The following is a 21,578-nucleotide window of genomic DNA, read 5'->3' as shown; positions in this document are numbered from 1 at the left end:
ACGTCAGGTCACATCGTGCTCGATGTAGCGAGAACCATTTTCGTGTATCTTCGCTTGCCCATTCGTCAAGTTCGTCATCCACTCGATGAATGGGGCGACATCGTCTGAATTGACGAGGACGTCGATTTGAACATGATCGAGGTAATGGATTTGGTCGATGAGGTGACGCGTCGCCCGGAGTTCATTTTCTAATTTTCCGAGCCATGTGTAATCGACCGTCACTTCAAGGAGGTCGTGGGAAACGCGTTCGATGACGCCGATTGTATTCAATCCTTCTGAGACACTTGTGCCGTAAGCACGGATTAAACCACCGCCACCGAGCTTGATTCCTCCGAAGTAGCGGGTGACGACGACAACCGTATTCCGGAGATTACGTTTTTTCAACACTTCGAGCATCGGAACGCCGGCCGTTCCACTCGGTTCACCATCATCATTCGCTTTTTGAATGTCATTTCGTTCACCGATGACGTACGCTGAACAATTGTGATTGGCGTCATGGTGTTGCTTTTTAATCGCCGTGATGAAGCCCTGTGCTTCTTGCTCAGAGGTAGCGCGTGCTAAATATGTAATAAATCGTGACTTTTGTATAATGATTTCATGGAAACCATTTTCTTTTACTGTATAATAATTAAATAATGACATAATCAAAAATGTCCTCCTCGTTAACTAGTTCTTTCTAGCATAACGACGAATCGGGAGAGAGACAACCACGGGGGACTGGAGGGAGTAGCATGACGAATGAGATGAGGGAGCGGCTGTCCTTGAATGATATCGTACAGAACATCATTGGTGTCGTAGAAGAAAGTCGGGAAGAAATCGTTCGAATTACAGAAGATTCAAGAGAACAATACGCAGAAATCCAACAGGAGTTACGGGATTTGAAGACGCGTGTTCATGACTATATTAAAGAAGCCGAACGACTGGAACGACTGATCAAGGATTCAAAAGCACGACTCGTCGTCGTCAGCAAGAACTTCGATCATTACTCCGAACAAGACGTCAGAAGCGCCTACGAAACGGCGAATGCCCTTCAACTCGAGTCGTTCATCAACCAACGGGATGAAATGAACTGCCGAAAGCGGCGGGATGAACTCGAGCGTCGCTTAGTCCACCTTGATGAGACGATTGAGCGAGCCGATATGCTGATCAGTCGCGTCTCGGTTGTCCTGAATTTTTTGACGGACGATATGCAGGTCATGAATGAAAAGTATGAAAAGGCGATGCAAAAACAAGAGATGGGTTTAAAAGTATTTCAGTCGGCTGAGAATGAGCGACGGCGCTTATCTCGAGACATGCACGATGGACCAGCACAAACGCTTGCTCACGTTTTGATTCGTGCAGATTTGATTGAAAAGATTCACCAGCATAACGGAGCAGAAGCAGCCTTTGAAGAAATACATCGCCTCCGGATCTTGATTCGTGACGGGCTCGCGGATATTCGCCGGATCATTTATGATTTACGTCCGATGACACTCGATGATCTTGGATTTGTTCCGACACTCGAGCGTTATCTTCGTCATATGCAGGAAATTTCGAACATTCCGATTCATTTTAATTATCTTGGCGGTGGGGAGCGGATTGAGTCGACGTATGAAGTCGCTGTCTTCCGAATTGTTCAAGAAGCCGTCCAAAATGCAGTTAAGCATTCCAAAGCGAGTGATATTCGTATTATCATAGAACAGTATCAACATTCTGTCCGTATTCATGTGAAGGACAATGGGATCGGGTTTGACTTTGATGAAATTTTTGCTTCGTGCGATGAGTCGTTTGGACTTGTTGGCATGCGTGAGCGAATTGAATTGATTGATGGTTCGTTTGAAATCGAAACGAAACCAGATAAAGGGACGGTCATCAAGGTAGGGATTCCGATCGAAGAATCCGAAGCGAGAGGGGAAACACAGTGAATAACGAGCAAGTAAAAGTAGTCATCATCGACGATCATCAGTTATTCCGGGAAGGCGTCAAACGGATTCTTGATTTTGAAGAAGAATTCATCGTTGTCGCAGAAGGGGCGAGCGGAGCGGAAGTGATTCCACTCGTCGAAGCCCATCAACCGGATATCGTCTTAATGGATATTAATATGCCGCAAGTCAATGGTGTTGAAGCGACAAAACGTCTCATGGAGGTCCATCCGGATGTCCGCGTCATCATTTTGTCGATTCATGACGATGAAACGTACGTCATGCACGCGTTAGGCGCAGGAGCGGTTGGTTATCTTCTGAAAGAAATGGCGACGGATGAACTCGTGAATGCGATTCGTTCCGTCTATCGCGAAGGGGGATACGTCCACCCGAAAGTCACACCAAACCTTTTGCAAGAGTACCGTCGTTTGATGAAGATGAAACAAACGATGTCTTCCCAACCGATTGAAAAACGTGTCGCGGAAGCGCCGTTACACGTCTTGACGCGTCGTGAGTGCGAAGTACTGCAGTTGCTTGCTGACGGTTTCTCGAACCGGGCGATTAGTGATACGCTCTATATCAGTGAGAAAACAGTCAAAAATCATGTTTCCTCAATTTTGCGGAAAATGAATGTACCCGACCGGACAGGTGCTGTCGTCGAAGCAATCCGACGCGGCTGGGTCGTCGTCGTATAATAAAAAGACGGTTGCCAAAGCGGCGCCGTCTTTGTTTTTGTATCGAAATGAACTATGATACACTTAATAACGATTGTGACGTGTCAGAAAATTACAAGTCACGACGGAACTCTTAAAAGCGAGGAAATTCACGGATGAGCCAGATTGTGATTTTAACGGATAGTACAGCCTATCTGCCAACTACCTATTGTGAAGAAAATAATGTTCATGTCGCACCGCTCAGCGTCATTTTTGATGGTGACGCATACCGGGAAGGGTTCGATATCTCAGTCCCTGAGTTTTATGCGAAGATTCAAACGGGAAGTCTGCCAACGACTTCGCAGCCGAACATCGGTGACATCACGGATGCCTTTGAACGACTACCGGCGGGAACGGATATCATCGGAATTACGTTATCAAGCGGGATTAGTGGAACGTATCAAGCTTTACATACCATTAATATGATGGTTGATCACGTTCAAGTTCACCCGGTCGACTCACGAATTTCATGTATGCCGCAAGCATTCTTAGTGAAGGAGGCAGTTCGGATGCGTGATGCCGGGGCGACGGCAACAGAAATCGTCGCACGTCTTGAAAATCTTAAAGTGATGATTCGTGCGTATTTCGTCGTTGATGATTTAGAGCATTTACAACGGGGCGGACGTCTCAGTATGACGCAAGCCGTCGTTGGTTCTTTCTTAAAGATTAAACCGGTTCTTCATTTCGTCGATGGGAAAATCGTTCCGTTCGAAAAGATTCGGACGTTCAAACGGGCGGTTAAACGGATTGAAGAGATGATGGAAGATACGATTCATAATGAGGGTGCAGGATATGTCATCGGTGTCATCCATGCCGAAGACGATGCCAAAGCACGCGCTGAAATCGAAGTGCTCGAGCAACGGTTCCCGAAAGCGCACATTGAAATGAGCGTGTTCGGTCCGGTTATCGGGACACACCTTGGTCCTGGTGCGATCGGGATCACGTGGTACAAAGCGGATTAATGAAACAAGTGTTGCACCGAGAAAGAACATCACTTCAATGGGATGTTCTTTCTTTTTTGACTCATCTTTACACTGCCGGCAGGAAGCGCACGCAAGACTGACGAAAGGAGGGGGAGTCTCATCAAGAAAGGGAGTGAGTCATGGATATTCGAGGACGCCTGATTCCGAGCGATCAAGTAAAGGTTTCGCTTGGTTCGAATGAACGTCGGTACCCTGCTGTGACATGGCGGTGTCAACGATGCGGGGGACTGCCGACACGCGGACCATGTACATGCGGGAAACGCTGTTACTATTGTCGGCACTGCCTCATCTTCGGTAAATTAAGAACGTGTGATACGCTCGTCACAGATGCCCGTCCGCTTGACTCCGTCCTGCCGAGTCGGCACGAGCCGCTCGCATTAACACCCGACCAACAACGGATTGCGACGGCGATTGAACGAACGATTGAGCAACAAGGACGTTTGCTCGTCCACGCTGTCTGCGGTGCAGGAAAAACACCGATGCTGTTTCCTGGCATCGAGACGGCACTGCGTCTGAAGAAACGTGTCCTCATCACGACGCCACGGGCGGATGTCGTCCGAGAATTAACGTTACACGTCAAACGTGCTTTTTTGGACGCGCGAATCGTCTCGTTGTTCGGCGGCTCGGAGGAACGTCTTCAGCTCGGAGATATTACGATCAGTACGACCCATCAATTGATTCATTACCGTGCTTGCTTTGACGTCGTCTTCATCGATGAGGTCGATGCCTTTCCCTATAGTACGGACCGGACGCTACATCGCTACGTCAAACGGGTGATGTGCCGCGCGGCATCACTCATCCTTCTCAGTGCAACCCCTTCCTTTAGGAACAAACGCCTGCCGACCGTCCGCCTGATGCGGCGGTATCACGGCTTCCCGTTACCCGTTCCGCAACTCCACTTTTCCTATACACCAGCCCATTTGATTGAATGGCTTCACAGTCACGCAGACAAACCACGACTCGTCTTTGTGCCGACCGTTGCCGTACTCGCGTTATGGCAGGAGCGACTCGAACAAGCGGGATTAACGGCTGAAACGGTCCACGCGGCAGATCCTGACCGGATCGTTAAGGTCGAACGCTTTCGGACGACAGCAACGATTTTATTGACGACGACGATTTTAGAACGTGGCGTCACCTTTTCGAATGTCCAAGTCGCGGTCGTCGATGCAGACGTGTCGTTTACGGCAGCGGCATTGATTCAAATCAGTGGACGTGTCGGGCGAGATGTCGATTTCCCGAGTGGGGACGTCATCTTTTTCGCAAATGATCGATCGAATGCGTTATACGAAGCAATCGCTGATATTCAGCGTGCGAACCGGGAGGGTTTCCGATGAATTGTCTGCTTTGCCAACAATTTTTTTTACCGAGCTGGTCATTGTCGAACGTATGGACTAGGCAAACGGTATGTCGAACCTGTAAAATAAAGTTTGTAAAAAGAGGGGAATGCACGGATTGTGGAAAACCGGGTCTCACCCTTTGCAGCGATTGTCAGCAGTGGCGGCGACTCGGTTATGATTTGAAGACGGACCCATTATTTTTATATGAGGCAACCGCAAAGGATTTTTTGAAGCGCTATAAGTTTTTAGGGGATACGGCGCTGTTGGACGTGTTTAAAGAAGAGCTGAAGAAGGTAAAAGTGAAACAGGATTTCATTGTGCCGATTCCGCTCAGTCGAGAGCGACTGAGCGAACGGCGTTTTAATCAGGCGGAAGGCATCGCCCGGATGATGCGTGGAAAGGTCACATTGTGTTTGGCACGTTCAGATGGTCCGGCGCAAAGTCGCAAGGCGAGGCGAGAGCGCCTGTCTCGGGCCAATCCGTATGAAGTGATCACTTCCGTCGAGGGGAAAACGATTTTACTCGTCGATGATGTGTATACGACGGGAACGACCTTGCATCAAGCGGCTTTGCGACTACATGAAGCAGGTGCAAAAGAAATTTCTGCCGTAACTTTATTTCGAAGTGTTTAAGAATTCTTCATTTCTGCCGATATTCATAATGAGGTGAAGGAAATGGATGTATTAAACTGCAAATCTTGCGGGAAATTATTTATTCGTCAATCTTCTGACCTGTGCATCGATTGCATTAGGAAAGATCATACTGATTTTGAGAAGGTGCGTGAGTTCCTGCGAGAACGGCGGAAAATCCGAACCTCACCTATTGATGTTGAGCAAGCGGTCGGGGTCAAACGAGAAACAGTCCTCCGGTACATTAGGGATGGGCGTTTACTGATGTCAGAAATCACACAGATGGAAATCACGTGTGAGAGTTGCGGGAAACCTACCCGTGACGGTACGATCTGTGCCGATTGTCGTGAGAAATTACGACGCGACCTCGCCCAAGCGATGCTAGATTCTTCTGCCCCTTCGAAACCGAGAACGTATCGAACATGAATTAAGAATCTTGTAATCTAGAAAGCAGGTGTTCACATGCGAATTGATTCTACGAAATGGGTGAATATGCCTAAAGCGTACGAAAGAAATCAAGCAGTAGAAGGAACAGAAGCAAAACGTACGAATCGGCCGGATGAAGTGACAATCTCGAGTGAAGCGCGTGCGCGTTTCAATGAGACACCAACATCACGGACCGAAAAAATCGAATCCCTTCGTCAAGCCATTCAGGATGGAACCTATAAACCAGACGTGAAAAAAATCGCGGAGCGTTTTTTGAACTTGTAAGAGGGACAACTATGACAGTAGAGGCGACTCGGGGCACGGATGCGCGGGTCGCTTTTTATATGAAGAGCAAACTGTGAGGAGGCAATCGGATGGAAATCCTTGAACAACTCGTAAGTGAGCACGATGCTTTATTGGATCTTGCAAAAGAAAAAAAGACAATTTTGATTCAAAATGATATGAAGCGACTCTCACAAATCGTCAAAGAAGAACCGGTACATCTGAAACGGATTGAACAGCTCGAACAACAACGGCTTGAACGGATGGGACAGGTGACGATGACCGAGTGGTTACAAGATCACCCGGAGGATGTCGCTTCATTACGCCGCTTGTTACAGACGATCGGTCAGCTCAAACGACTGAACGACTTGAACGCTGAATTACTCGAACAATCGCTTCATTATCTCGATTGGCACTTACAATTGCTGATCCCGGAAGCCGATGATTTTACATATGGTCAGTCCGCACTCGACCGCACACACTTTAACCGGAATGCTTAAGGAGGTAGACGAATGGCATCAACTTTTATGGGGCTTGAGACAGGACGTCGGGCACTGACGACGAACCAATGGGCGCTCCAATCCACAGGAAACAATATTGCGAACGCCGGAACGGCTGGTTTTTCACGTCAGCGCTTAATCATGGCGACGACAGAGCAACTCTCAATGTCGATCGGAACGGGCAAGATGGGGCAAATCGGCACAGGGGTCAAAGGGGAATTGCTTGAACGGGTGCGTGACGTGATGCTCGATAAACAGTATCGCGACGAAGCGACGAAGACATCGTACTATGGTACGAAAGAAGCGGCATTCGGCCGAATGGAAGACATCATCAATGAACCGTCGGATACCGGTCTATCAAAAGCTTTTGATGGATTTTGGGAGTCGCTTCAAACACTGTCGACGAATCCGCAAGATTCCGGGGCGCGCAGTGTCGTCCGTCAAAAAGCAGAAACCTTGACGCAAACGTTCAACTACATGGCGAAGGCGCTTAATCAAGTGCAAGGCGACCTGAAAAGCGAAATCGACGTCTCGACGAAAAAAGTCAACGATTTGTTCAAAAAAATTCACAATATCAATGCGGAAATCCATACGGTTGAGCCGCTCGGCGTCTTACCGAATGCGCTATACGATGAGCGGGACCGTTACTTTGATGAGCTCGCTGAATATGTCGACTTTGAAAAAGTCTCCGTCGACAGCGATGCGATCCAGCAAGGGCAGCTCGGAAATACCGTCAAAACGGCAGAAGGACGAATCGATGTCCGGATTAAACTACCGAACGGCGATAAGTTGCTTGCAGTCGACTCGGATTTACCGAAGGCCGGGACACTCACGTTCACGACCGATGCGAACGGACTCTATACAGGGTTTAAAACAGATTCACAAACGATTTCATTTGACACAGCAGGCGGCTTCTCATCAGGACGGCTAATCGGTCTGATTGAGATGTATGGTCATGTCGAGAATGGTCAAGCAACGGGCGAATACGTCAACATGCAAGGGCACCTCGATGAGATGGCAGCAACATTTGCCGAAGCCTTCAACACAGCCCACGCAGGGAATCTTAAAAAAGACGGGACGAACGGGACAAACGAATTTTTCGGTTCATCCAACGGTCCGATCACAGCGAAGACGATCGCACTAGGAAGCGAAATCAAGAGGAGTCTCGATAACATCGCGACGTCGACGGATGGAAACATCGGGGACAGCGCCGGTGCCTTGAAGCTCGCCAACATGAAGACGGCAAGCATTCGTTTCGACCAGTCGGATACGACAACGACAATCGGTTCCTTTTATCAAAACGTCATCGGTGACATGGCGGTCGCGACCGACCAAGTCGCGCGACTCGGGCAAAGCTCGGCCGTCTTGATGGAAAGCGCGGAACAGCGCCGTATGTCAGTCTCGGCTGTCTCAATCGATGAAGAGATGACGATGATGATTCAGTACCAACATGCTTACAACGCGGCAGCGCGTAATATCACGACGGTTGATGAGATGCTCGATAAGATCATCAACGGTATGGGAATCGTAGGACGGTGATGACTAAATGAGAGTAACGCAAACGATGCTGACGAAAACGAATATCGGACACTTATCGTCAAGCTACCAAAAATTAAGCACATTACAAGAGCAATTGATCAGCGGTAAAAAAATCCAACGTCCCTCGGAAGACCCCGTCGTCGCGATGCAAGGAATCCGTTACCGGACAGAAGTCCGTGAAGTCGAACAGTTCAAAAAGAACGTCAACGAAGCGACAGGTTGGATGGACTTAACCGATTCGGCACTGAACGAAGTGACGTCAGCGATGAGTCGTGTTCGTGAATTGACGACGCAAGCAGCAACGGATACGTATGACGCGACACAACGAAAAGCAATTCAAAGTGAGGTCGGGCAGCTGATTGAACACATCGGGACACTCGCCAACACGAAATACAATGAAAAAGTCATCTTCAACGGAACGAAGACGGATCAACCGTTCGTTTCGATGGAAGGTCTAAAAGAGTATTTAGCGACGCCTGGTAAGTCTGTCGATACGGTCTTTACGGACGGAAACCCGGGCGGTAAAGACAGCGAAGTAATCCGCTATGAAGTGTCGTCAGGAATCGAAGTCCAGGTCAATGTCTCGCCGACGAGCGTGTTTAGCGCAGAGACGTTTACAACACTAAAAAAATTATATGATGCGCTTGGTGGTGTCTCAGACACGGGAGCCGTCGATAGCTCAAACAATGGAGCCGAGTTGTCAGGGATGCTAAAGGATTTAGACACGATGCTGAATCAAACGGTCGAGACACGAGCGGATCTCGGAGCACGCGTCAATCGTCTTGAACTGAATGCGTCACGCCTTGAAGATCAAGAAATCATCGCGAAATCCGTCATGTCGGATAACGAAGACATCGAAGCGGAAAAAGTCATCATGGAACTCAAATCGTACGAGACGCTTCACCGGGCCGCACTCAGTGCCGGTGCGCGAATCATTCAACCGACACTACTCGATTTCCTACGTTAAGGAGGTGACGGGAGATGAACCTTCCGCATCTTGAAATGCGTCAAACGTCTGCTAAAATCGGTATCAATACGACACGGGCGACGCTTGAACAACACCAACAACAAGCGTCCTTGTCAATCGAGCAACCGAAAGGCGAGCTGTCGCTCGAAACGGTCGCGGCACGACTCGAAATTGATTCATCCCAGGCATGGATTGAAATCGGACGAATCCCGGCATTTGAATCCGTTCAGCGTTATGCTGATTACGGACGACAAATGGGACAACAAGCAGTCGGGCGGGCAGCAGCTGAAGGGGATCAGTTGATGCGGATCGAGCAACGGGGAGATGCCGTTGCTCGCATCGCGACATCCCGGCAAGCACCACCGGCAGAAGTGACGACGCTCGGCTTTACGCCACGCAGTCTCGACCGGGTCAAAATCAATTACACACCGGCAGAGGTGCGTGTCAACTATACGGCGCAAAAACCGCAAATCGATGTTGAGATACATCGACCGGAATTAAACGTCACGCCAGGCACGACAGAAATTTACCTACGGGAACAAAATCAACTGGATATGTGGCCAGTCGGCGGCATATTCGATGGGGAAGGATAATCACATGCATATCGAAACAGATTTTTTTGGAACGGTTCAAATCGAGGAAAGTGAAATCATCACGTTCGCTTCCGAAGTACCCGGTTTTCCAGAGGCACGTCGTTTTATCTTATTACCGTTCGGAGAAGGCATTCCGTTCTGGTCCTTCCAATCGATTGATCAAACGGAATGCGCATTCGTCGTGACGAATCCGTTTTGGATTGATCCGGAGTATGTCTTTGAATTACCAGAATCAGCGAAAGAACAACTCGGTATCCAAGATACGGCACAAGTCGCTGTCTATACGACGGTCACGTTACGTGAACGGTTCGAGGAGTCGACGACGAACTTACGCGCACCGTTCGTCATGGAGACGAAACGTCGGCAAGCGAAACAAGTCATCCTTGATGAAACGTATTCAAACCGGCATGTGATTGGTAGTCTAACGGAAGTAGGTGGTCGCTGATGCTCGTCTTAAAACGTAAAACGGGGGAAGCGATTCAAATCGGGGATGATATCGAGTTGACGGTTCTTGCAATCGAAGGGGACCAAATCAAACTCGGAATCGATGCGCCGCGTCACATCGACATCCATCGGAAAGAAATTTATCTTGCAATCCAAGATGAAAATGCGGAAGCATCTCGAAGTACCGGATTGATGAGTCAGTTGTTAAAACAGCGTTCTGAATAATGAGGTGAACTTCTTTTGTGCGCACGCGACCAAAAGAAGTTTTTTTCATTTCTACGAAAAAAATGCTCATTCCTTTCGAATCGTGTATAGTAATGTAGAGAAAAGAAACCTTTTTAGACAAAGAGGGAGTGTAAGCAATGAATGAGACGAAGCAGCTGAAAAAAGATGCGAATCGTGTACTAAAAGCGACGAGCCGAACCTTTTATATACCAATCAGTCGCCTATCGCAAGAACTGCAAGAGGCAGTCGGGTCTGCCTACCTGTGCATGCGTGCGATTGATGAGATTGAGGACCATGAAGACTTGCCGACAGACGTCAAGACGACGCTCCTTCGGGAGACGGCCCTCCAGATGCGTGGAACGTTTTCGGGAGCTGCTTATCAAGCATTGATTGCGCCGTATGCAAATCAGTTGCCGGAAGTGACCCTTCGTCTTTCAGAATGGATTGCCTACTGCCCGAGTGGTATCCGAGCGAAAGTTCTTGAATCGACGGCAGAGATGGCAGAAGGGATGGCCGTCTGGGCAGAACGTGATTGGACGGTCGAAACGGAAGCGGATCTTGATGAGTACACGTATTATGTTGCGGGACTCGTCGGTGTCATGTTGTCAGATATTTGGTACTGGAAAGCGGGTATCGTCACGGATAAACAACAGGCGATTGGTTTTGGTCGGGGACTCCAAGCAGTTAACATCTTACGGAACCAACAAGAAGATGCAGAACGCGGTGTCGGATACTTCCCACCCGGTTGGACGACGGAGACGATGTTTACGTACGCGCAGGATAACTTGGCAGAAGCGGATTTGTATCTCGCGTCGATTCCGAAAGAGACGACGATCTACGAGTTTTGTAAGATTCCACTTGCCCTCGCACATGGAACGCTGGATGCGCTCGCTCGGGGAAAAGAGAAGCTCAGTCGACCAGAAGTCTTGAAAATCGTCGGAAGTGCGGTTTTAAAACGATAATGAACTGACTAAAAGAGAAACACTTACACATGACGCTTGGCAGGATGAGGCGTGTGGGTAAGTGTTTTTTGTCGTTAGCAAGAGTCCGGAACTTTAATGTTCTGCCGCGGTTTCTGAACAGTGTAGTAGGTGGGTTTAAACGTGTGGACAACGTGCAATCGGGAGAGAAGGCGTCTTCCTTGTTCGTTGTTCCTTAATCCCCACGGACAACGAGCAGGGTCTTGTCTGACTTTGAAAGTGCGTTAAAAACGTACTCAGACTGTAGACAACGTGCAATCGGGAGAGAAAGCGTCTCTTTTTTCGTTGCTTTCCTCGGGCGAGGCGCAAGCCGTTGCTCTTTGGTCCTAACGGACAACGAGCAGGGTCTTGCCTGCCTCTGAAAGTGCGTTAAAAACGCACTTTTCCCGTAGGAGTCAACGAAACGTGACGCTTTTTAGGTAATACCGTGACAGAAATCCAGGCATGCAGGCGATTTAGAGCGCAATCCGTCTCGAATCGCTTAGAACCGCGAAAAGCAATCGGTCGCGACCCTGCAGCTTTGCTGTAGCGGCGCGGAAGATTGCCGCTTTGAAGACGAGGCGAGACAGGGAAGCGCGAATGGATCGCATCTCGTTATAGCATGTTCACACGTCATAAGCGTAGTCGCCGTGTTTTTCTCTACTTCGAATCATTTTAGTGAAGTCGTCCCAAACAAAAAAGAGTCTAACCTACTGATAAAAGATCAGCTTGGATTGACTCTTTTTTCTGGATTAAGAGATTGAAGGTACAGCGACTGTTCCTTAATTAAAGAGTTGCTGCGATTATTGATGTGAAATCATTTGATGTCTTCTAAATAAGATAGGACCTTGTCTTCATAGGCTTTGCGGTCATGGGCATAAGACTGGACATGTCCGCCGTTTTCCGTCACATAAAGCTCAGAATGTGGCGCCGCTTTTTGAAGGCGCATGCTTTCCGTGACCGGAATCGCATCATCGTCCTTGCCATGAATCATCAGGATGGGAAGATCAATCCGTCGAATCGCTTCAATCGGTTTGACACGTTCCGGGTTCAGCCCTGTCAGTGGAGGCGTCACTTGCAGGATGACGGGTGTGAACGGGAAGTTCGGCAACCCGCTCCAGACGGGGAGGTTCGTTTCTAAATAATTTTCTAAATCACTGAACGGACTATCCGCGATGACACCGGCGACATCTGCTTTTGGAGCCGTGACAAGGGCAGTCGAAGCGCCCATTGAGATACCATAAAGAACAACCGGCTCTGAAGCACGTGATTTGGCATAGCTGACAGCTGTCAGCAAGTCATCTTGTTCTTTTGCCCCGACCGTGACACGTTTTCCTTCCGAGATCCCAGACCCGCGGAAATCAAATGTTAAGACGTTATAGCCGGCATCATGAAATTTTTTGAAGAGCGGGAAGATGGGGACATCCGTCTGTTCCCGGTTTTTCCCATAGCCGTGAGCAAAGACGATTGTCAGTTTCGCATCCTCACTCGGAATCCACCAGCCGGATAGCCGCGTGCGATCTTTTAGCGAGCGGAAGGAGACGTCTTCATAAGCCAGTTTTTCTGCTTTTTTAGGATTCGTCGTCAATGCTTCCCGTTCCGGTTTCGTTAAGGACGAACCGACATAAGCAGAAATTCCGACGAGAGCAATCAACAAAAGAACGATGACGAGGATCAATCCCCCGATGATTTTCTTGCGATGTTTCTTCAACAACGGCGCGACTCCCTTTCTCGAACAACTGTGAATTAATGAATATCTTTTTTCTTGAAGCGGCCACCGTGGACGTCATGAATGTTGCCGATGGCGATGAAGGCCTGTTCGTCGAAGTCGCGGACGATTTCTTTTAATTTCGTTTCTTCGAGCCGGCTGATGACACAAAAAATGACTTTCTTATCATCTCCGGAAAAGGATCCTTCTCCGTGTAAGTACGTCATGCTCCGACCGAGCCGGTCCATGATGGCAAGGCCGATTTCTTCGTAGTTCTCAGAAATGATCCATACACTCTTTGATTGATCGAGTCCGTCAATGACGACATCAATTGTCTTGAAGGCAATGAAATACGTAATCAGCGAGTACATCGCCCGGTCCCAACCGAAGACGAATCCGGCTGCTCCGAGGATGAAGACGTTAAAGAACATTACAATTTCACCGACGGAAAAGGGGGTCGAGCGACTGAAGGAAACAGCAAGAATCTCCGTTCCGTCGAGCGATCCACTGGCCCGGATGACGATACCGACGCCAATTCCGAGAATTAAACCACCGAAGACGGTCGCAAGGAGATCGACGTTCGTCATCGGTCCGATGCCTTCGAGTAATTTCGTCGCGACCGCCATGATGAAAATTGCATAAAGCGTAGACAGGGCAAAGGTCTTACCAATCTGTTTATAACCAAAAAAGATGAACGGGATATTTAAAAAGAAGAGCCATAATGCAAGTGTCGTATCCGTCAGTTTTGACCCAATGATGGAAATTCCGACAATCCCACCATCGATGATATTATTCGGAACAAGGAATCCTTTCAAACCGATTGCGAAGACGATGGCACCAATCGTCAATAACAAAAGGCGGCGTATAAGTTGCCATTTCGTCGTTCGTCGGTGAGCTTTCGTTTGGATCGCACCACTCATCGAATTCCCCCTTTTTGAAAAGTGTTTCTGTGTTTACTATAACAAAAAAGCACTAAGGCATGCGAGAGCAACCTTAGTGCGAATAATTAGATAAACGGTCGAATTGATTGGAAAAACCGTAAAACGAGTTCTGCTTCCGAAGTGTTCGTATAGGCACCGATATATTGTCCATGTTCGAAACCGATGACGGTCAGTGTGCAGCTGACAAGTTGTAACCCTTCGGATAAACGGACTTCGAAGGTCGCTGTGTTTAAAGGCAGCGGGACTTCTGTTGTGAAATAGAGGTGGCGTGTATCCGTCTGATGCGCATGAATGTCCGAATAATCGAAATCCAGCGCCATTTCATGGTGCGTCAACATCTTAATTTTCCCTTCAATCGAAAAACTGGGAGTACCTTCACTTGTCAGGGCGCAGGCTTCAATCGGATACAAAATTTCCCGTAACAAATAACTTTGCATGATTTCTGTTGAAACAGGACGACTGAACAAATATCCTTGAATGTTCGGACAATTGAGGGCACGGAACGTTTCCAGCTGTCGTATCGTTTCAATACCTTCTGCAACGACGGAAAGATTGAAGACGGACGCCATATAAAGAATGCTTTTAACAATGGCCTGTGCTTTTGCGTCATCAGCAATGTGCGTTGCAAACTGACGGTCAATCTTGACGACATCAATCGGATATCGCTGTAAATAAACCATCGATGAGTAACCTTTACCAAAGTCATCCAATGCAATTCGAACACCGAGGTGACTTAAGTGTTCGAGCATACGGTTCGTGTTCGGGTCTTCCATAATAAGTGCTGCTTCCGTGATTTCGAGTTCAAATAAATGAGGGGATAAATTGTATTTTAGCAATGCCTGCTCAATCTGATGTTCAAAACCGGGAATCAAGAAACGTTTTGGTGAGACGTTCACTGAAATTGGAATAAGATTTGAACCGGCCCGTGCCCAAGAGTTCATTGCTTGGCATGCGGTCTCAATGACCCAGTCGCCAATTGCAAGATGAAGTGAGCTTTCCTCAGCAAGGGGGATGAAGTCATTTGGCGGAATCCGTCCCCATTCTGGATGTTGCCAACGGATTAAAGCTTCAAGTCCAATGATTTTTCCGGTCCAGCTATCGACTTTCGGTTGGTATTCAAGGAATAGCTCGTTGCGTTCAATGGCATAGTGTAAGTCTTGTTCGAGTCGGTAACGTCTGTAGTAATCGATGTCAAGATTCGAAGCGTAATGATGAAACGTACTGTGATCTTCCCGTCGTGAACGGCGTAAAGCAGTGTAGGAATGTTTTAGCAGTTCAATCGCATCCTGACTGTCTCCTGGGAAACGACTAACCCCAGCAGAAATACGGGCGAACAATTCATACGGTTCAATCAAAATCGGATTTGCCGAGAGTGCGAGCAGTTTTTCCGCACAGGAAGTAATGTCATCACTGTAACTGGAGGGTACGAGCATGGCATACTCATCTCCCCCAAGATGGCCAAGGAATACTTCTTCCGGTTTAGTGATCGACAGAATGCGACTCGTCGCTTGTAACCATTGATCACCGGATGCATGGCCGAACGCGTTATTGATTTCAGAAATCCGGTTGAAGGAAACCGAAAGAACGGAGAAAGATTGATCGTTCTTCATCCATTCCTCAATGGTGTCCGTTAATAATTGACGGTTCGGCAATTCGGTGATTGCATCAATCAATGCGAGTTGCTGCAGCCGTTCCTCATACTCTTTTTGAAGCGTGATGTCATGCATGATACTGTTTGAATAGGCAATGTTCCCATCCAGGTGGAAAACAGGTAACTGTTGATCTTCAATCCATTTCCGTCGTCCATCTGGAAAGCGGAGACGATATTGAATCGTTCCGGATTTTCCAGAAAGCAGTTGTTGGATAAAATGTTTCATCGCCAGGTGATCCCGTTCGTCTATTCGCTCGAATAGCCATTTTTGACTTAAGCACAAATCCTCTGGCAATTCTTCAAAAATTTGAAGAAACCCCTGGGAGTGGAAGAGGACTCGGCCAGTAGAAGGGTCGATTTGCGAAATGGCTGCATCAAGCGCTTCGTAAATTTCACGTGTCTGTTCCCGTTCAAGCGTTAATTGGCGTCGCGCTTCGTTGACTTCCGATAAGTCATACAGGATAACGGAAATTAGTTCATTGTTTTCCGGGCGGCGAAATGCTTTTAAGCGTAATAATTGATATCCGTTTGAGGCATTTAAGACAGAAACCTCTTGTTCAAACATCTCCACTTCACAATCAATGAGTCGCTCCATATTAAACAGAAGCGGGTCAAAATCGCGCGGGTGAATGAGGTTATGTAACTGTTCGCGTGATAATGTCCCCAACTCGTCAGATGAAACGCCTAAGTAATTCATCAAAGAGGCGGAATGTTCGATGCTCCTCGTAGAAGGATCGTAATGGAAGACAACAAGTTCTGGAATGTGTTCCGTTAGTTCGAGCTGTGATCGAATTTGAACTACATCTTCTTCAAGTTGTTTTTCTCGAGTGATATCACGTGCGATCCCGTATACACCAATGACTCGATTATCTTGAAGAATGGGCATGTTCGTAATCTTTAAGGTCAGCCGATAATGATCGTTATGGAGGCCTTGGGCGGTGTAGTGAACGGTCTCTCCTGTAAGAGCACGTTCAAAAAATGCTGTGACTGCATCAATTTGTTCAGGGGGATTAAATACTCCAAAGTGTTCATACAGTGTTTCCGTGGAATACCCAAGCATTGCAGGCAATTTTTCATTGAAATATATGATTTCACCAAGATGGTTAAAAAAGAAAATCGCATCCGCGTTTTGATGGAAAAAGAATTCTGCGCTATCGGGATGTGAGAGTTCTAATCCACCAATGAATAGAGGGGATGTCGATGAACGACTTAGTCGTTGCATAGCGTCGAAAAAAGTCATAGCTATATCTCCTCACTAGAATGTAATTCAAGAATCTGTAATCCTATTTCTAGTATCGGTTCTAAGTGGCGACAATTGCAATTAAAGTTCGAAAAATAGACTGTTTTTTCAAAAAAAGAGAATCGGAATATCAAAAAACAAATAAAAGAACAGGTACAGAAGCACCTGTTCTTTTTGAATGGATTAAATGGCAAGATCGACAGATGTCTCGCTTGCATTCGGGTCCGTTGATTGATCCGTATTCTTTTCGTTCATTCCGTGGTGACGTCCACCTTGTCCACCATCGCGTGGTCCTTGCTTAAGGTCGTCATAACTTGAGACCTGATCCGCACGTTCTTGCATCCGTTCCTTCATCGACGTCGCTTGTTTTTCTGTGATGGAACCGTCTGCTAGTTTCGCATCAATTGCAGCCGTTTGAGCGGTGAGGACCGCTTGCTCGAAGTCGTCGAAGGCGATATCGTTCGCTTTCGCAAATTCAGGAAGTGCTTGATCGGCAGCTTCGAATTTCGCTTCATCGAGTTTGAGACTCGCTAAGACCGTTGCAGTCGTGTCACCGAAGACGTCGCGTGGTCCGCCGTCACGTTTGCCTTGTCCTTGTTTTTCCCGATCCGGCAACTCGTCATAACTCGTCATGTCTGAGAACTCTTCCGTCATCCGTTCTTTAATCGTCGTCGCCTGTTTTTCCGTCATCTTACCGTCTTTGACGAATTGGTCAAGTTGTTCTGATTGTGAGGCGATGACCGCTTTTTTATAGTCGGCGAACGCGGCGAGTGATTGGTTCGCAGCATCGAAGTCCTCTTGATTTAAGTTAAGTGCGGCAAGGACATCTGCGACGAGTTCTTTATTAAAGAAACCGCCCTTGTTACCGTGACGTTGCCCTTTAGGCTGCTGTTCTTTCAATTCGTCATAGCTCGAGACTTTGCTGAAGCGCTCCGTTTGACGTTCTAACATATCAGCGGATTGTGTTTTCGTAAGATCACCTGACGCGACAAGACTAGCAAGTTGTTCTTTTGTTGCTGCAAGTTCAGCGGCTTTGTAGTCGGCGAACGAGATACCTTTTTCTTCTGCGAGCTCAGCAATCGATGTCTTCGCTTCCCGTGCTGTTTGTGCCTCGTCTTCTGTGATGCCGAGTTTATCTAAGAGGATTGTAACGTCCATTTTTTTCATACCTTCGAAGTGATGACGCTCGGATTTCGTTTTCGATGCATCGCTATCATTTGTTGCAGCGAGAGCAGAAGCTCCTCCTACTGTTAATGCGCTGATTGTAAGTGCGGTGATCCATTGTTTTTTGAATTTCATGGTTGATCACTCCTTTCACCTTGTATGTTAGCGTGAATCGAAAACGAAGTTGTGAGGAAGTTGCAAAGAAATTGCCAAGAAAAGCAAATCGGCTGGAAAAGGCGGTACACTAAGCATGTGGAGGGATAACGATGAATATTTTATTGATTGAAGATGAAGTAAAGTTAGCACACGTGACAGAACGTTTTTTACGGCACCACGGATATGAAGTGACACTCGCGATGTCGATTGGACAAGCGAAGGACGCCTTAAGCAAAACGACGTTTGACGCGGTCCTCGTCGATGTTCGACTCCCGGATGGGGACGGCTGGTCGCTCGTCCCGTCGATTAAAGCGGTCGCTATGCCGCCCGTCGTCTTCATGATGACGTCGCGTGGTGAAGCGGATGACCGTGTATTCGGACTTGAGCTCGGAGCAGACGATTACCTCGTCAAACCCGTCGTCTTGAAAGAACTGACGATCCGGCTCGAGCGGGCGCTGAACCAGCGTCCGAAAGACACCGCCTTCCGGTTGGGTGACTTAACGTTGGATCCGAAAGCGCGTCTCGTCAAAAACGGCGAGCAGTCGCTCAGTCTAGCGAAGATGGAGTTTGAGCTGTTGACATACTTCGTCGAACATATCGGTGAAGCACTCAGTCGCGATCAAATCCTGGATGATGTCTGGGGATATACATTCGGTGGCGATACCCGGACCGTCGATACGCACGTCAAACAATTGCGTGATAAGTTACCGACGATCAAACAACAGTTAAAGACGGTCCACCGGGTCGGATATCGACTGGAGGCGATGGAATGAGTAAATTGATGCGGAAGTTTTTACTGGCGGTCGTCGCACCGCTCCTCGTCATGGGTAGCTTGAGTTTTATCTTGACGGCGGTGCTCGTCAATCGGTTTGCGGAAGACGAACGCTACAGTCAACTCGCACGTGAAGCAAATATCATTCAAGAAGCGATCGACGGCAATCAACCGCTTCCCCGTGACATTCAAGGTTTCATCACGATCGACGGACAAACGCAACGCCTCGGTGGACGAGGACCGCAACCGGTCAACTTACCGGCGCTCGAGAAGTTGCAGCAACAAGACGTGATTGATGTTCAGAATCAACGTTTGTTGACCTATCAGCTGAAAGAGGGGGACACGGTCATCACGACGATTCGGAATGCACCGCTCGCGAGTAGTGCGTTGAACGGTGTCTACTTGGCGATTGGTGTCGCGCTCCTCGTGACCTTGTTGCTTGCGACAGGGCTTGCTTATTATATGGGACGACAGTTCACGCGACCGATCGTCAACTTACGGTCCGTCGCCCAGCAAATCGGAGCGGGAAAAAAAAGCGTCCCGCTACCTGAACGACCGAATGATGAAGTCGGTGAGTTGATTGCTGCCGTCGATGAAATGCAGGAACAACTCCTCCAAAAAGAAACGTTGCAAAAGTCATTCATCGCCGGTATCACCCATGATTTGCGGACGCCGCTCGCAATCATCCGCAACGAAACGGAGGCGCTCGCAGCAGGAGTGATTCCGCTAGACGAACTACCGGATGTCACGGACAGCATCATCGAGGAGACGGATCGCCTCGGCCTATTGATTGATGAGACGCTCGTCTACTCGAAACTTGCCGGAGGGATGATGCCGCTCGAACGGATTGAGACGCGACTAGATGACCTGGTGTTCGATACGGTCGGACGGTTGGAGGCGACGTTTGCGAAGGATGGAGTGGCACTTGTCGCTGAAGCTGTGTCCGTCACGCGTCGTGTTGACAGGCACATGTTCGAACGGGTCCTCGTCAACTTCCTGATGAATGCCCACGCGGCTGCTCCGCCTGATAGCCGGGTCATCATTCGGCTGACGGAGACTGAATTGACGGTCGAGGACGCGGGGCGTGGCGTCCCGGAGTCCGACCGGACGACGATTTGGGATTTGTACGTCAAACAAGACGGCAGTTCCGGGCACGGGCTCGGGCTTGCGATTAGCCGTTTGATTCTCGACAGCCATGAACTGGTCTATGGCGTCCGAACGAGTCCGCAAGGCGGAGCGTGTTTCTTTATTCGTCTATAATGTAAAAAAGCCCCGTTCCTCGTCGAGAGGAGCGGGGCTGTCAGTGCTTATTTTGATTCGTTTTCGTGGACGAGACTCGGTTTGACGAGTGTATAGAATTCATCACTCATGCCGACACGGCTGCCCATTTGGCAAGCGAGTTCGAGTGTCTCTTGGTAAAATTTCGCGACGAGGCTGTGGTTTTTGATGTGCATGTCTTTCATCGCTTTTTCGACGCCGAGGACGACTTTCGCGATTTGGTCATCTGCATCATTACGGACAGGGACGACGTTTTCCGGGAGGTCGACTTCTTTATCGTGTCCGTTGAAGCGGAACGAAGCGCCGAATCCAAGATGCTCGAGGAAGAAGTGCGGTAACAATTTGCCGGCGAAGAATTGATGCCATTCCGATTCTTTCATCGCGTCCATATCCCGTTTGAAAGAAGTCGTTGCGAGTGCATAGCGGTCATGTGTATCTTTCATGAACTTCTCGAGGATTGGTACCTGCATCGCGAATGAGTTCTTGAGCAGATTATCGAGCTGTTCTTGTGTTAATTGTTCTTGTTCAGCCATCCTTTTAACCCCATTTCGTTTCGTTACTCTTATCGTAAGAAATTTAGACAATTCCGTCAAATCTTTTTCGAGAATAAGGTTTACCTATTGTACGAAAGGGAATTTTACTATTATCGCATACATAAAGGAGGAATCAGCATGAAACGAATCGCAATGACAGGACTATTAATCGGGGCATGTCTGATTCCGGTGACGGCCTTTGGTGCGACGAACGTCTCTTATCAAAAAGGGATGGTTCAAAACAAACAGCTTGGTTATTCGGTCAAGGCGACAGAGACGCTGAAGAAAGCGATCGCGCAAGACAAAGTCGAGCTGATCAAAAACAAGACGGTCAAGACGAAGTACGGTACCGTGACACGAAGCGGAACGTTTTCGCTCTATTATAAAGTGAAGGGAAAAGATCAGTTGCTCGTCAACTTGAACTATGAACCGAAGAAACTGTCGAAAAAACAGTTCGATCGTCAAGTCGGGTACGGCACGTATCTTGGGACGAAGGACAATAAAACGTACTATTATGTCCAACCGACGGAAGCCGTTAAAGGTGCAGTCGGGAACAAAACAATCGAACGCTTGATCACATATCACGTTCCGCGGATGATGAAAACATTTAAACTGCAGTAAGCATTAGCTTTTGCTA

23 protein-coding genes are annotated in these 21,578 nt (G+C 48.1%); 17 read left to right on the top strand and 6 right to left on the bottom strand.

The features are described 5' to 3' along the window. Positions 1–3: 3 nt before the first annotated feature. Positions 4–642: a YigZ family protein gene (locus tag KNP94_RS09130; protein ID WP_088837800.1), complete on the bottom strand. Its 639-nt coding sequence runs from the start codon at positions 640–642 to the stop codon at positions 4–6. An 89-nt stretch (positions 643–731) separates the two neighbouring features. On the opposite strand from KNP94_RS09130, the gene KNP94_RS09125 reads away from it, so the two are divergent. From KNP94_RS09125 to KNP94_RS09060, 14 genes are all read left to right on the top strand, one after another. Continuing rightward, on the top strand, positions 732–1,904 hold the full coding sequence (locus KNP94_RS09125) for a sensor histidine kinase (RefSeq protein WP_088837799.1): 1,173 nt from the start codon (positions 732–734) through the stop codon (positions 1,902–1,904). Beyond that, a complete protein-coding gene (locus tag KNP94_RS09120; RefSeq protein ID WP_088837798.1) occupies positions 1,901–2,596 on the top strand; it encodes a response regulator in 696 nt (231 codons plus the stop codon). The genes KNP94_RS09125 and KNP94_RS09120 overlap by 4 nt, the downstream gene beginning before the upstream one ends. 134 nt (positions 2,597–2,730) lie before the next feature. Further along, entirely contained in the window at positions 2,731–3,576 is an 846-nt protein-coding gene (locus KNP94_RS09115) for a DegV family protein (protein WP_215115583.1), read from the top strand. A 140-nt stretch (positions 3,577–3,716) separates the two neighbouring features. Then, on the top strand, positions 3,717–4,931 hold the full coding sequence (locus KNP94_RS09110; RefSeq protein ID WP_214768857.1) for a helicase-related protein: 1,215 nt from the start codon (positions 3,717–3,719) through the stop codon (positions 4,929–4,931). Positions 4,932–5,203: 272 nt separating this feature from the next. Continuing rightward, the gene (locus KNP94_RS15925) at positions 5,204–5,566 is read left to right on the top strand and encodes a ComF family protein (RefSeq protein WP_353048309.1); all 363 of its coding nucleotides are present in this window, start codon (positions 5,204–5,206) and stop codon (positions 5,564–5,566) included. Between the two features lie 261 nt (positions 5,567–5,827). Then, entirely contained in the window at positions 5,828–5,989 is a 162-nt protein-coding gene (locus tag KNP94_RS09100; protein ID WP_157898496.1) for a hypothetical protein, read from the top strand. 36 nt (positions 5,990–6,025) lie between these two features. Then, a complete protein-coding gene (gene flgM / locus KNP94_RS09095; RefSeq protein WP_215115582.1) occupies positions 6,026–6,274 on the top strand; it encodes a flagellar biosynthesis anti-sigma factor FlgM in 249 nt (82 codons plus the stop codon). 89 nt (positions 6,275–6,363) lie between these two features. After that, positions 6,364–6,771, top strand: coding sequence for a flagellar protein FlgN (locus KNP94_RS09090; protein WP_088837792.1), 408 nt, complete (start codon positions 6,364–6,366; stop codon positions 6,769–6,771). A 12-nt stretch (positions 6,772–6,783) separates the two neighbouring features. After that, positions 6,784–8,310, top strand: coding sequence for a flagellar hook-associated protein FlgK (gene flgK, locus KNP94_RS09085; protein ID WP_214768855.1), 1,527 nt, complete (start codon positions 6,784–6,786; stop codon positions 8,308–8,310). A 7-nt stretch (positions 8,311–8,317) separates the two neighbouring features. Next, positions 8,318–9,277, top strand: coding sequence for a flagellar hook-associated protein FlgL (gene flgL, locus KNP94_RS09080; RefSeq protein WP_214768854.1), 960 nt, complete (start codon positions 8,318–8,320; stop codon positions 9,275–9,277). A 14-nt stretch (positions 9,278–9,291) separates the two neighbouring features. Beyond that, a complete protein-coding gene (locus KNP94_RS09075; RefSeq protein WP_088837790.1) occupies positions 9,292–9,870 on the top strand; it encodes a DUF6470 family protein in 579 nt (192 codons plus the stop codon). A gap of 4 nt (positions 9,871–9,874) precedes the next feature. Next, positions 9,875–10,315 (top strand): flagellar assembly protein FliW, encoded by a 441-nt coding sequence (gene fliW, locus KNP94_RS09070; protein ID WP_239456754.1) that lies wholly within the window; start codon positions 9,875–9,877, stop codon positions 10,313–10,315. Further along, on the top strand, positions 10,315–10,539 hold the full coding sequence (gene csrA / locus KNP94_RS09065; protein WP_029331452.1) for a carbon storage regulator CsrA: 225 nt from the start codon (positions 10,315–10,317) through the stop codon (positions 10,537–10,539). Before fliW ends, csrA begins: the two co-directional genes overlap by 1 nt. Before the next feature lie 137 nt (positions 10,540–10,676). Further along, entirely contained in the window at positions 10,677–11,501 is an 825-nt protein-coding gene (locus KNP94_RS09060) for a squalene/phytoene synthase family protein (RefSeq protein WP_214807181.1), read from the top strand. 814 nt (positions 11,502–12,315) lie between these two features. Here the strand turns inward: KNP94_RS09060 and KNP94_RS09055 are convergent. From KNP94_RS09055 to KNP94_RS09040, 4 genes are all read right to left on the bottom strand, one after another. Further along, positions 12,316–13,212: an alpha/beta hydrolase gene (locus tag KNP94_RS09055; protein WP_088837787.1), complete on the bottom strand. Its 897-nt coding sequence runs from the start codon at positions 13,210–13,212 to the stop codon at positions 12,316–12,318. 32 nt (positions 13,213–13,244) lie between these two features. Continuing rightward, positions 13,245–14,126: a YitT family protein gene (locus tag KNP94_RS09050; RefSeq protein WP_088837786.1), complete on the bottom strand. Its 882-nt coding sequence runs from the start codon at positions 14,124–14,126 to the stop codon at positions 13,245–13,247. A gap of 86 nt (positions 14,127–14,212) precedes the next feature. Continuing rightward, positions 14,213–17,038: a sensor domain-containing protein gene (locus KNP94_RS09045; RefSeq protein WP_215115581.1), complete on the bottom strand. Its 2,826-nt coding sequence runs from the start codon at positions 17,036–17,038 to the stop codon at positions 14,213–14,215. A gap of 183 nt (positions 17,039–17,221) precedes the next feature. Beyond that, positions 17,222–18,337 (bottom strand): hypothetical protein, encoded by a 1,116-nt coding sequence (locus KNP94_RS09040; RefSeq protein ID WP_215115580.1) that lies wholly within the window; start codon positions 18,335–18,337, stop codon positions 17,222–17,224. A 131-nt stretch (positions 18,338–18,468) separates the two neighbouring features. On the opposite strand from KNP94_RS09040, the gene KNP94_RS09035 reads away from it, so the two are divergent. Both KNP94_RS09035 and KNP94_RS09030 read left to right on the top strand, forming a co-directional pair. After that, positions 18,469–19,131 carry a response regulator transcription factor gene (locus KNP94_RS09035; RefSeq protein ID WP_088837783.1) on the top strand — a complete coding sequence of 221 codons (663 nt, stop codon included), beginning with the start codon at positions 18,469–18,471 and terminating at the stop codon, positions 19,129–19,131. Continuing rightward, on the top strand, positions 19,128–20,390 hold the full coding sequence (locus tag KNP94_RS09030; protein WP_214768848.1) for a HAMP domain-containing sensor histidine kinase: 1,263 nt from the start codon (positions 19,128–19,130) through the stop codon (positions 20,388–20,390). The genes KNP94_RS09035 and KNP94_RS09030 overlap by 4 nt, the downstream gene beginning before the upstream one ends. A 47-nt stretch (positions 20,391–20,437) precedes the next feature. On the opposite strand, the gene KNP94_RS09025 is transcribed toward KNP94_RS09030, so the two are convergent. Further along, positions 20,438–20,941, bottom strand: a complete 504-nt coding sequence (locus KNP94_RS09025; RefSeq protein ID WP_029331436.1) for a hypothetical protein — start codon at positions 20,939–20,941, stop codon at positions 20,438–20,440. Between the two features lie 138 nt (positions 20,942–21,079). On the opposite strand from KNP94_RS09025, the gene KNP94_RS09020 reads away from it, so the two are divergent. Further along, positions 21,080–21,562, top strand: a complete 483-nt coding sequence (locus tag KNP94_RS09020; protein ID WP_088837780.1) for a hypothetical protein — start codon at positions 21,080–21,082, stop codon at positions 21,560–21,562. Positions 21,563–21,578: the final 16 nt, after the last annotated feature.

The organism is Exiguobacterium sp. s80, from assembly GCF_018618725.1.
Taxonomy (GTDB): domain Bacteria; phylum Bacillota; class Bacilli; order Exiguobacteriales; family Exiguobacteriaceae; genus Exiguobacterium_A; species Exiguobacterium_A oxidotolerans.
Note: the sequence above shows the minus strand (reverse complement) of the source record. Positions and strands in the feature narration are given on the sequence as shown.

Bases quoted from the DNA above. Each gene is read 5' to 3' on its own strand.
- KNP94_RS09090 (WP_088837792.1), top strand. From the start codon at position 6,364: ATGGAAATCCTTGAACAACTCGTAAGTGAGCACGATGCTTTATTGGAT.
- KNP94_RS09020 (WP_088837780.1), top strand. From the start codon at position 21,080: ATGAAACGAATCGCAATGACAGGACTATTAATCGGGGCATGTCTGATT.
- flgK (WP_214768855.1), top strand. From the start codon at position 6,784: ATGGCATCAACTTTTATGGGGCTTGAGACAGGACGTCGGGCACTGACG.
- csrA (WP_029331452.1), top strand. From the start codon at position 10,315: ATGCTCGTCTTAAAACGTAAAACGGGGGAAGCGATTCAAATCGGGGAT.
- KNP94_RS09100 (WP_157898496.1), top strand. From the start codon at position 5,828: ATGTCAGAAATCACACAGATGGAAATCACGTGTGAGAGTTGCGGGAAA.
- KNP94_RS09040 (WP_215115580.1), bottom strand. From the start codon at position 18,337: ATGAAATTCAAAAAACAATGGATCACCGCACTTACAATCAGCGCATTA.
- KNP94_RS09060 (WP_214807181.1), top strand. From the start codon at position 10,677: ATGAATGAGACGAAGCAGCTGAAAAAAGATGCGAATCGTGTACTAAAA.
- KNP94_RS09130 (WP_088837800.1), bottom strand. From the start codon at position 642: ATGTCATTATTTAATTATTATACAGTAAAAGAAAATGGTTTCCATGAA.
- KNP94_RS09125 (WP_088837799.1), top strand. From the start codon at position 732: ATGACGAATGAGATGAGGGAGCGGCTGTCCTTGAATGATATCGTACAG.
- KNP94_RS09050 (WP_088837786.1), bottom strand. From the start codon at position 14,126: ATGAGTGGTGCGATCCAAACGAAAGCTCACCGACGAACGACGAAATGG.
- KNP94_RS09075 (WP_088837790.1), top strand. From the start codon at position 9,292: ATGAACCTTCCGCATCTTGAAATGCGTCAAACGTCTGCTAAAATCGGT.
- flgM (WP_215115582.1), top strand. From the start codon at position 6,026: ATGCGAATTGATTCTACGAAATGGGTGAATATGCCTAAAGCGTACGAA.
- fliW (WP_239456754.1), top strand. From the start codon at position 9,875: ATGCATATCGAAACAGATTTTTTTGGAACGGTTCAAATCGAGGAAAGT.
- KNP94_RS09035 (WP_088837783.1), top strand. From the start codon at position 18,469: ATGAATATTTTATTGATTGAAGATGAAGTAAAGTTAGCACACGTGACA.
- KNP94_RS09045 (WP_215115581.1), bottom strand. From the start codon at position 17,038: ATGACTTTTTTCGACGCTATGCAACGACTAAGTCGTTCATCGACATCC.
- KNP94_RS09115 (WP_215115583.1), top strand. From the start codon at position 2,731: ATGAGCCAGATTGTGATTTTAACGGATAGTACAGCCTATCTGCCAACT.
- KNP94_RS09030 (WP_214768848.1), top strand. From the start codon at position 19,128: ATGAGTAAATTGATGCGGAAGTTTTTACTGGCGGTCGTCGCACCGCTC.
- KNP94_RS09025 (WP_029331436.1), bottom strand. From the start codon at position 20,941: ATGGCTGAACAAGAACAATTAACACAAGAACAGCTCGATAATCTGCTC.
- flgL (WP_214768854.1), top strand. From the start codon at position 8,318: ATGAGAGTAACGCAAACGATGCTGACGAAAACGAATATCGGACACTTA.
- KNP94_RS09110 (WP_214768857.1), top strand. From the start codon at position 3,717: ATGGATATTCGAGGACGCCTGATTCCGAGCGATCAAGTAAAGGTTTCG.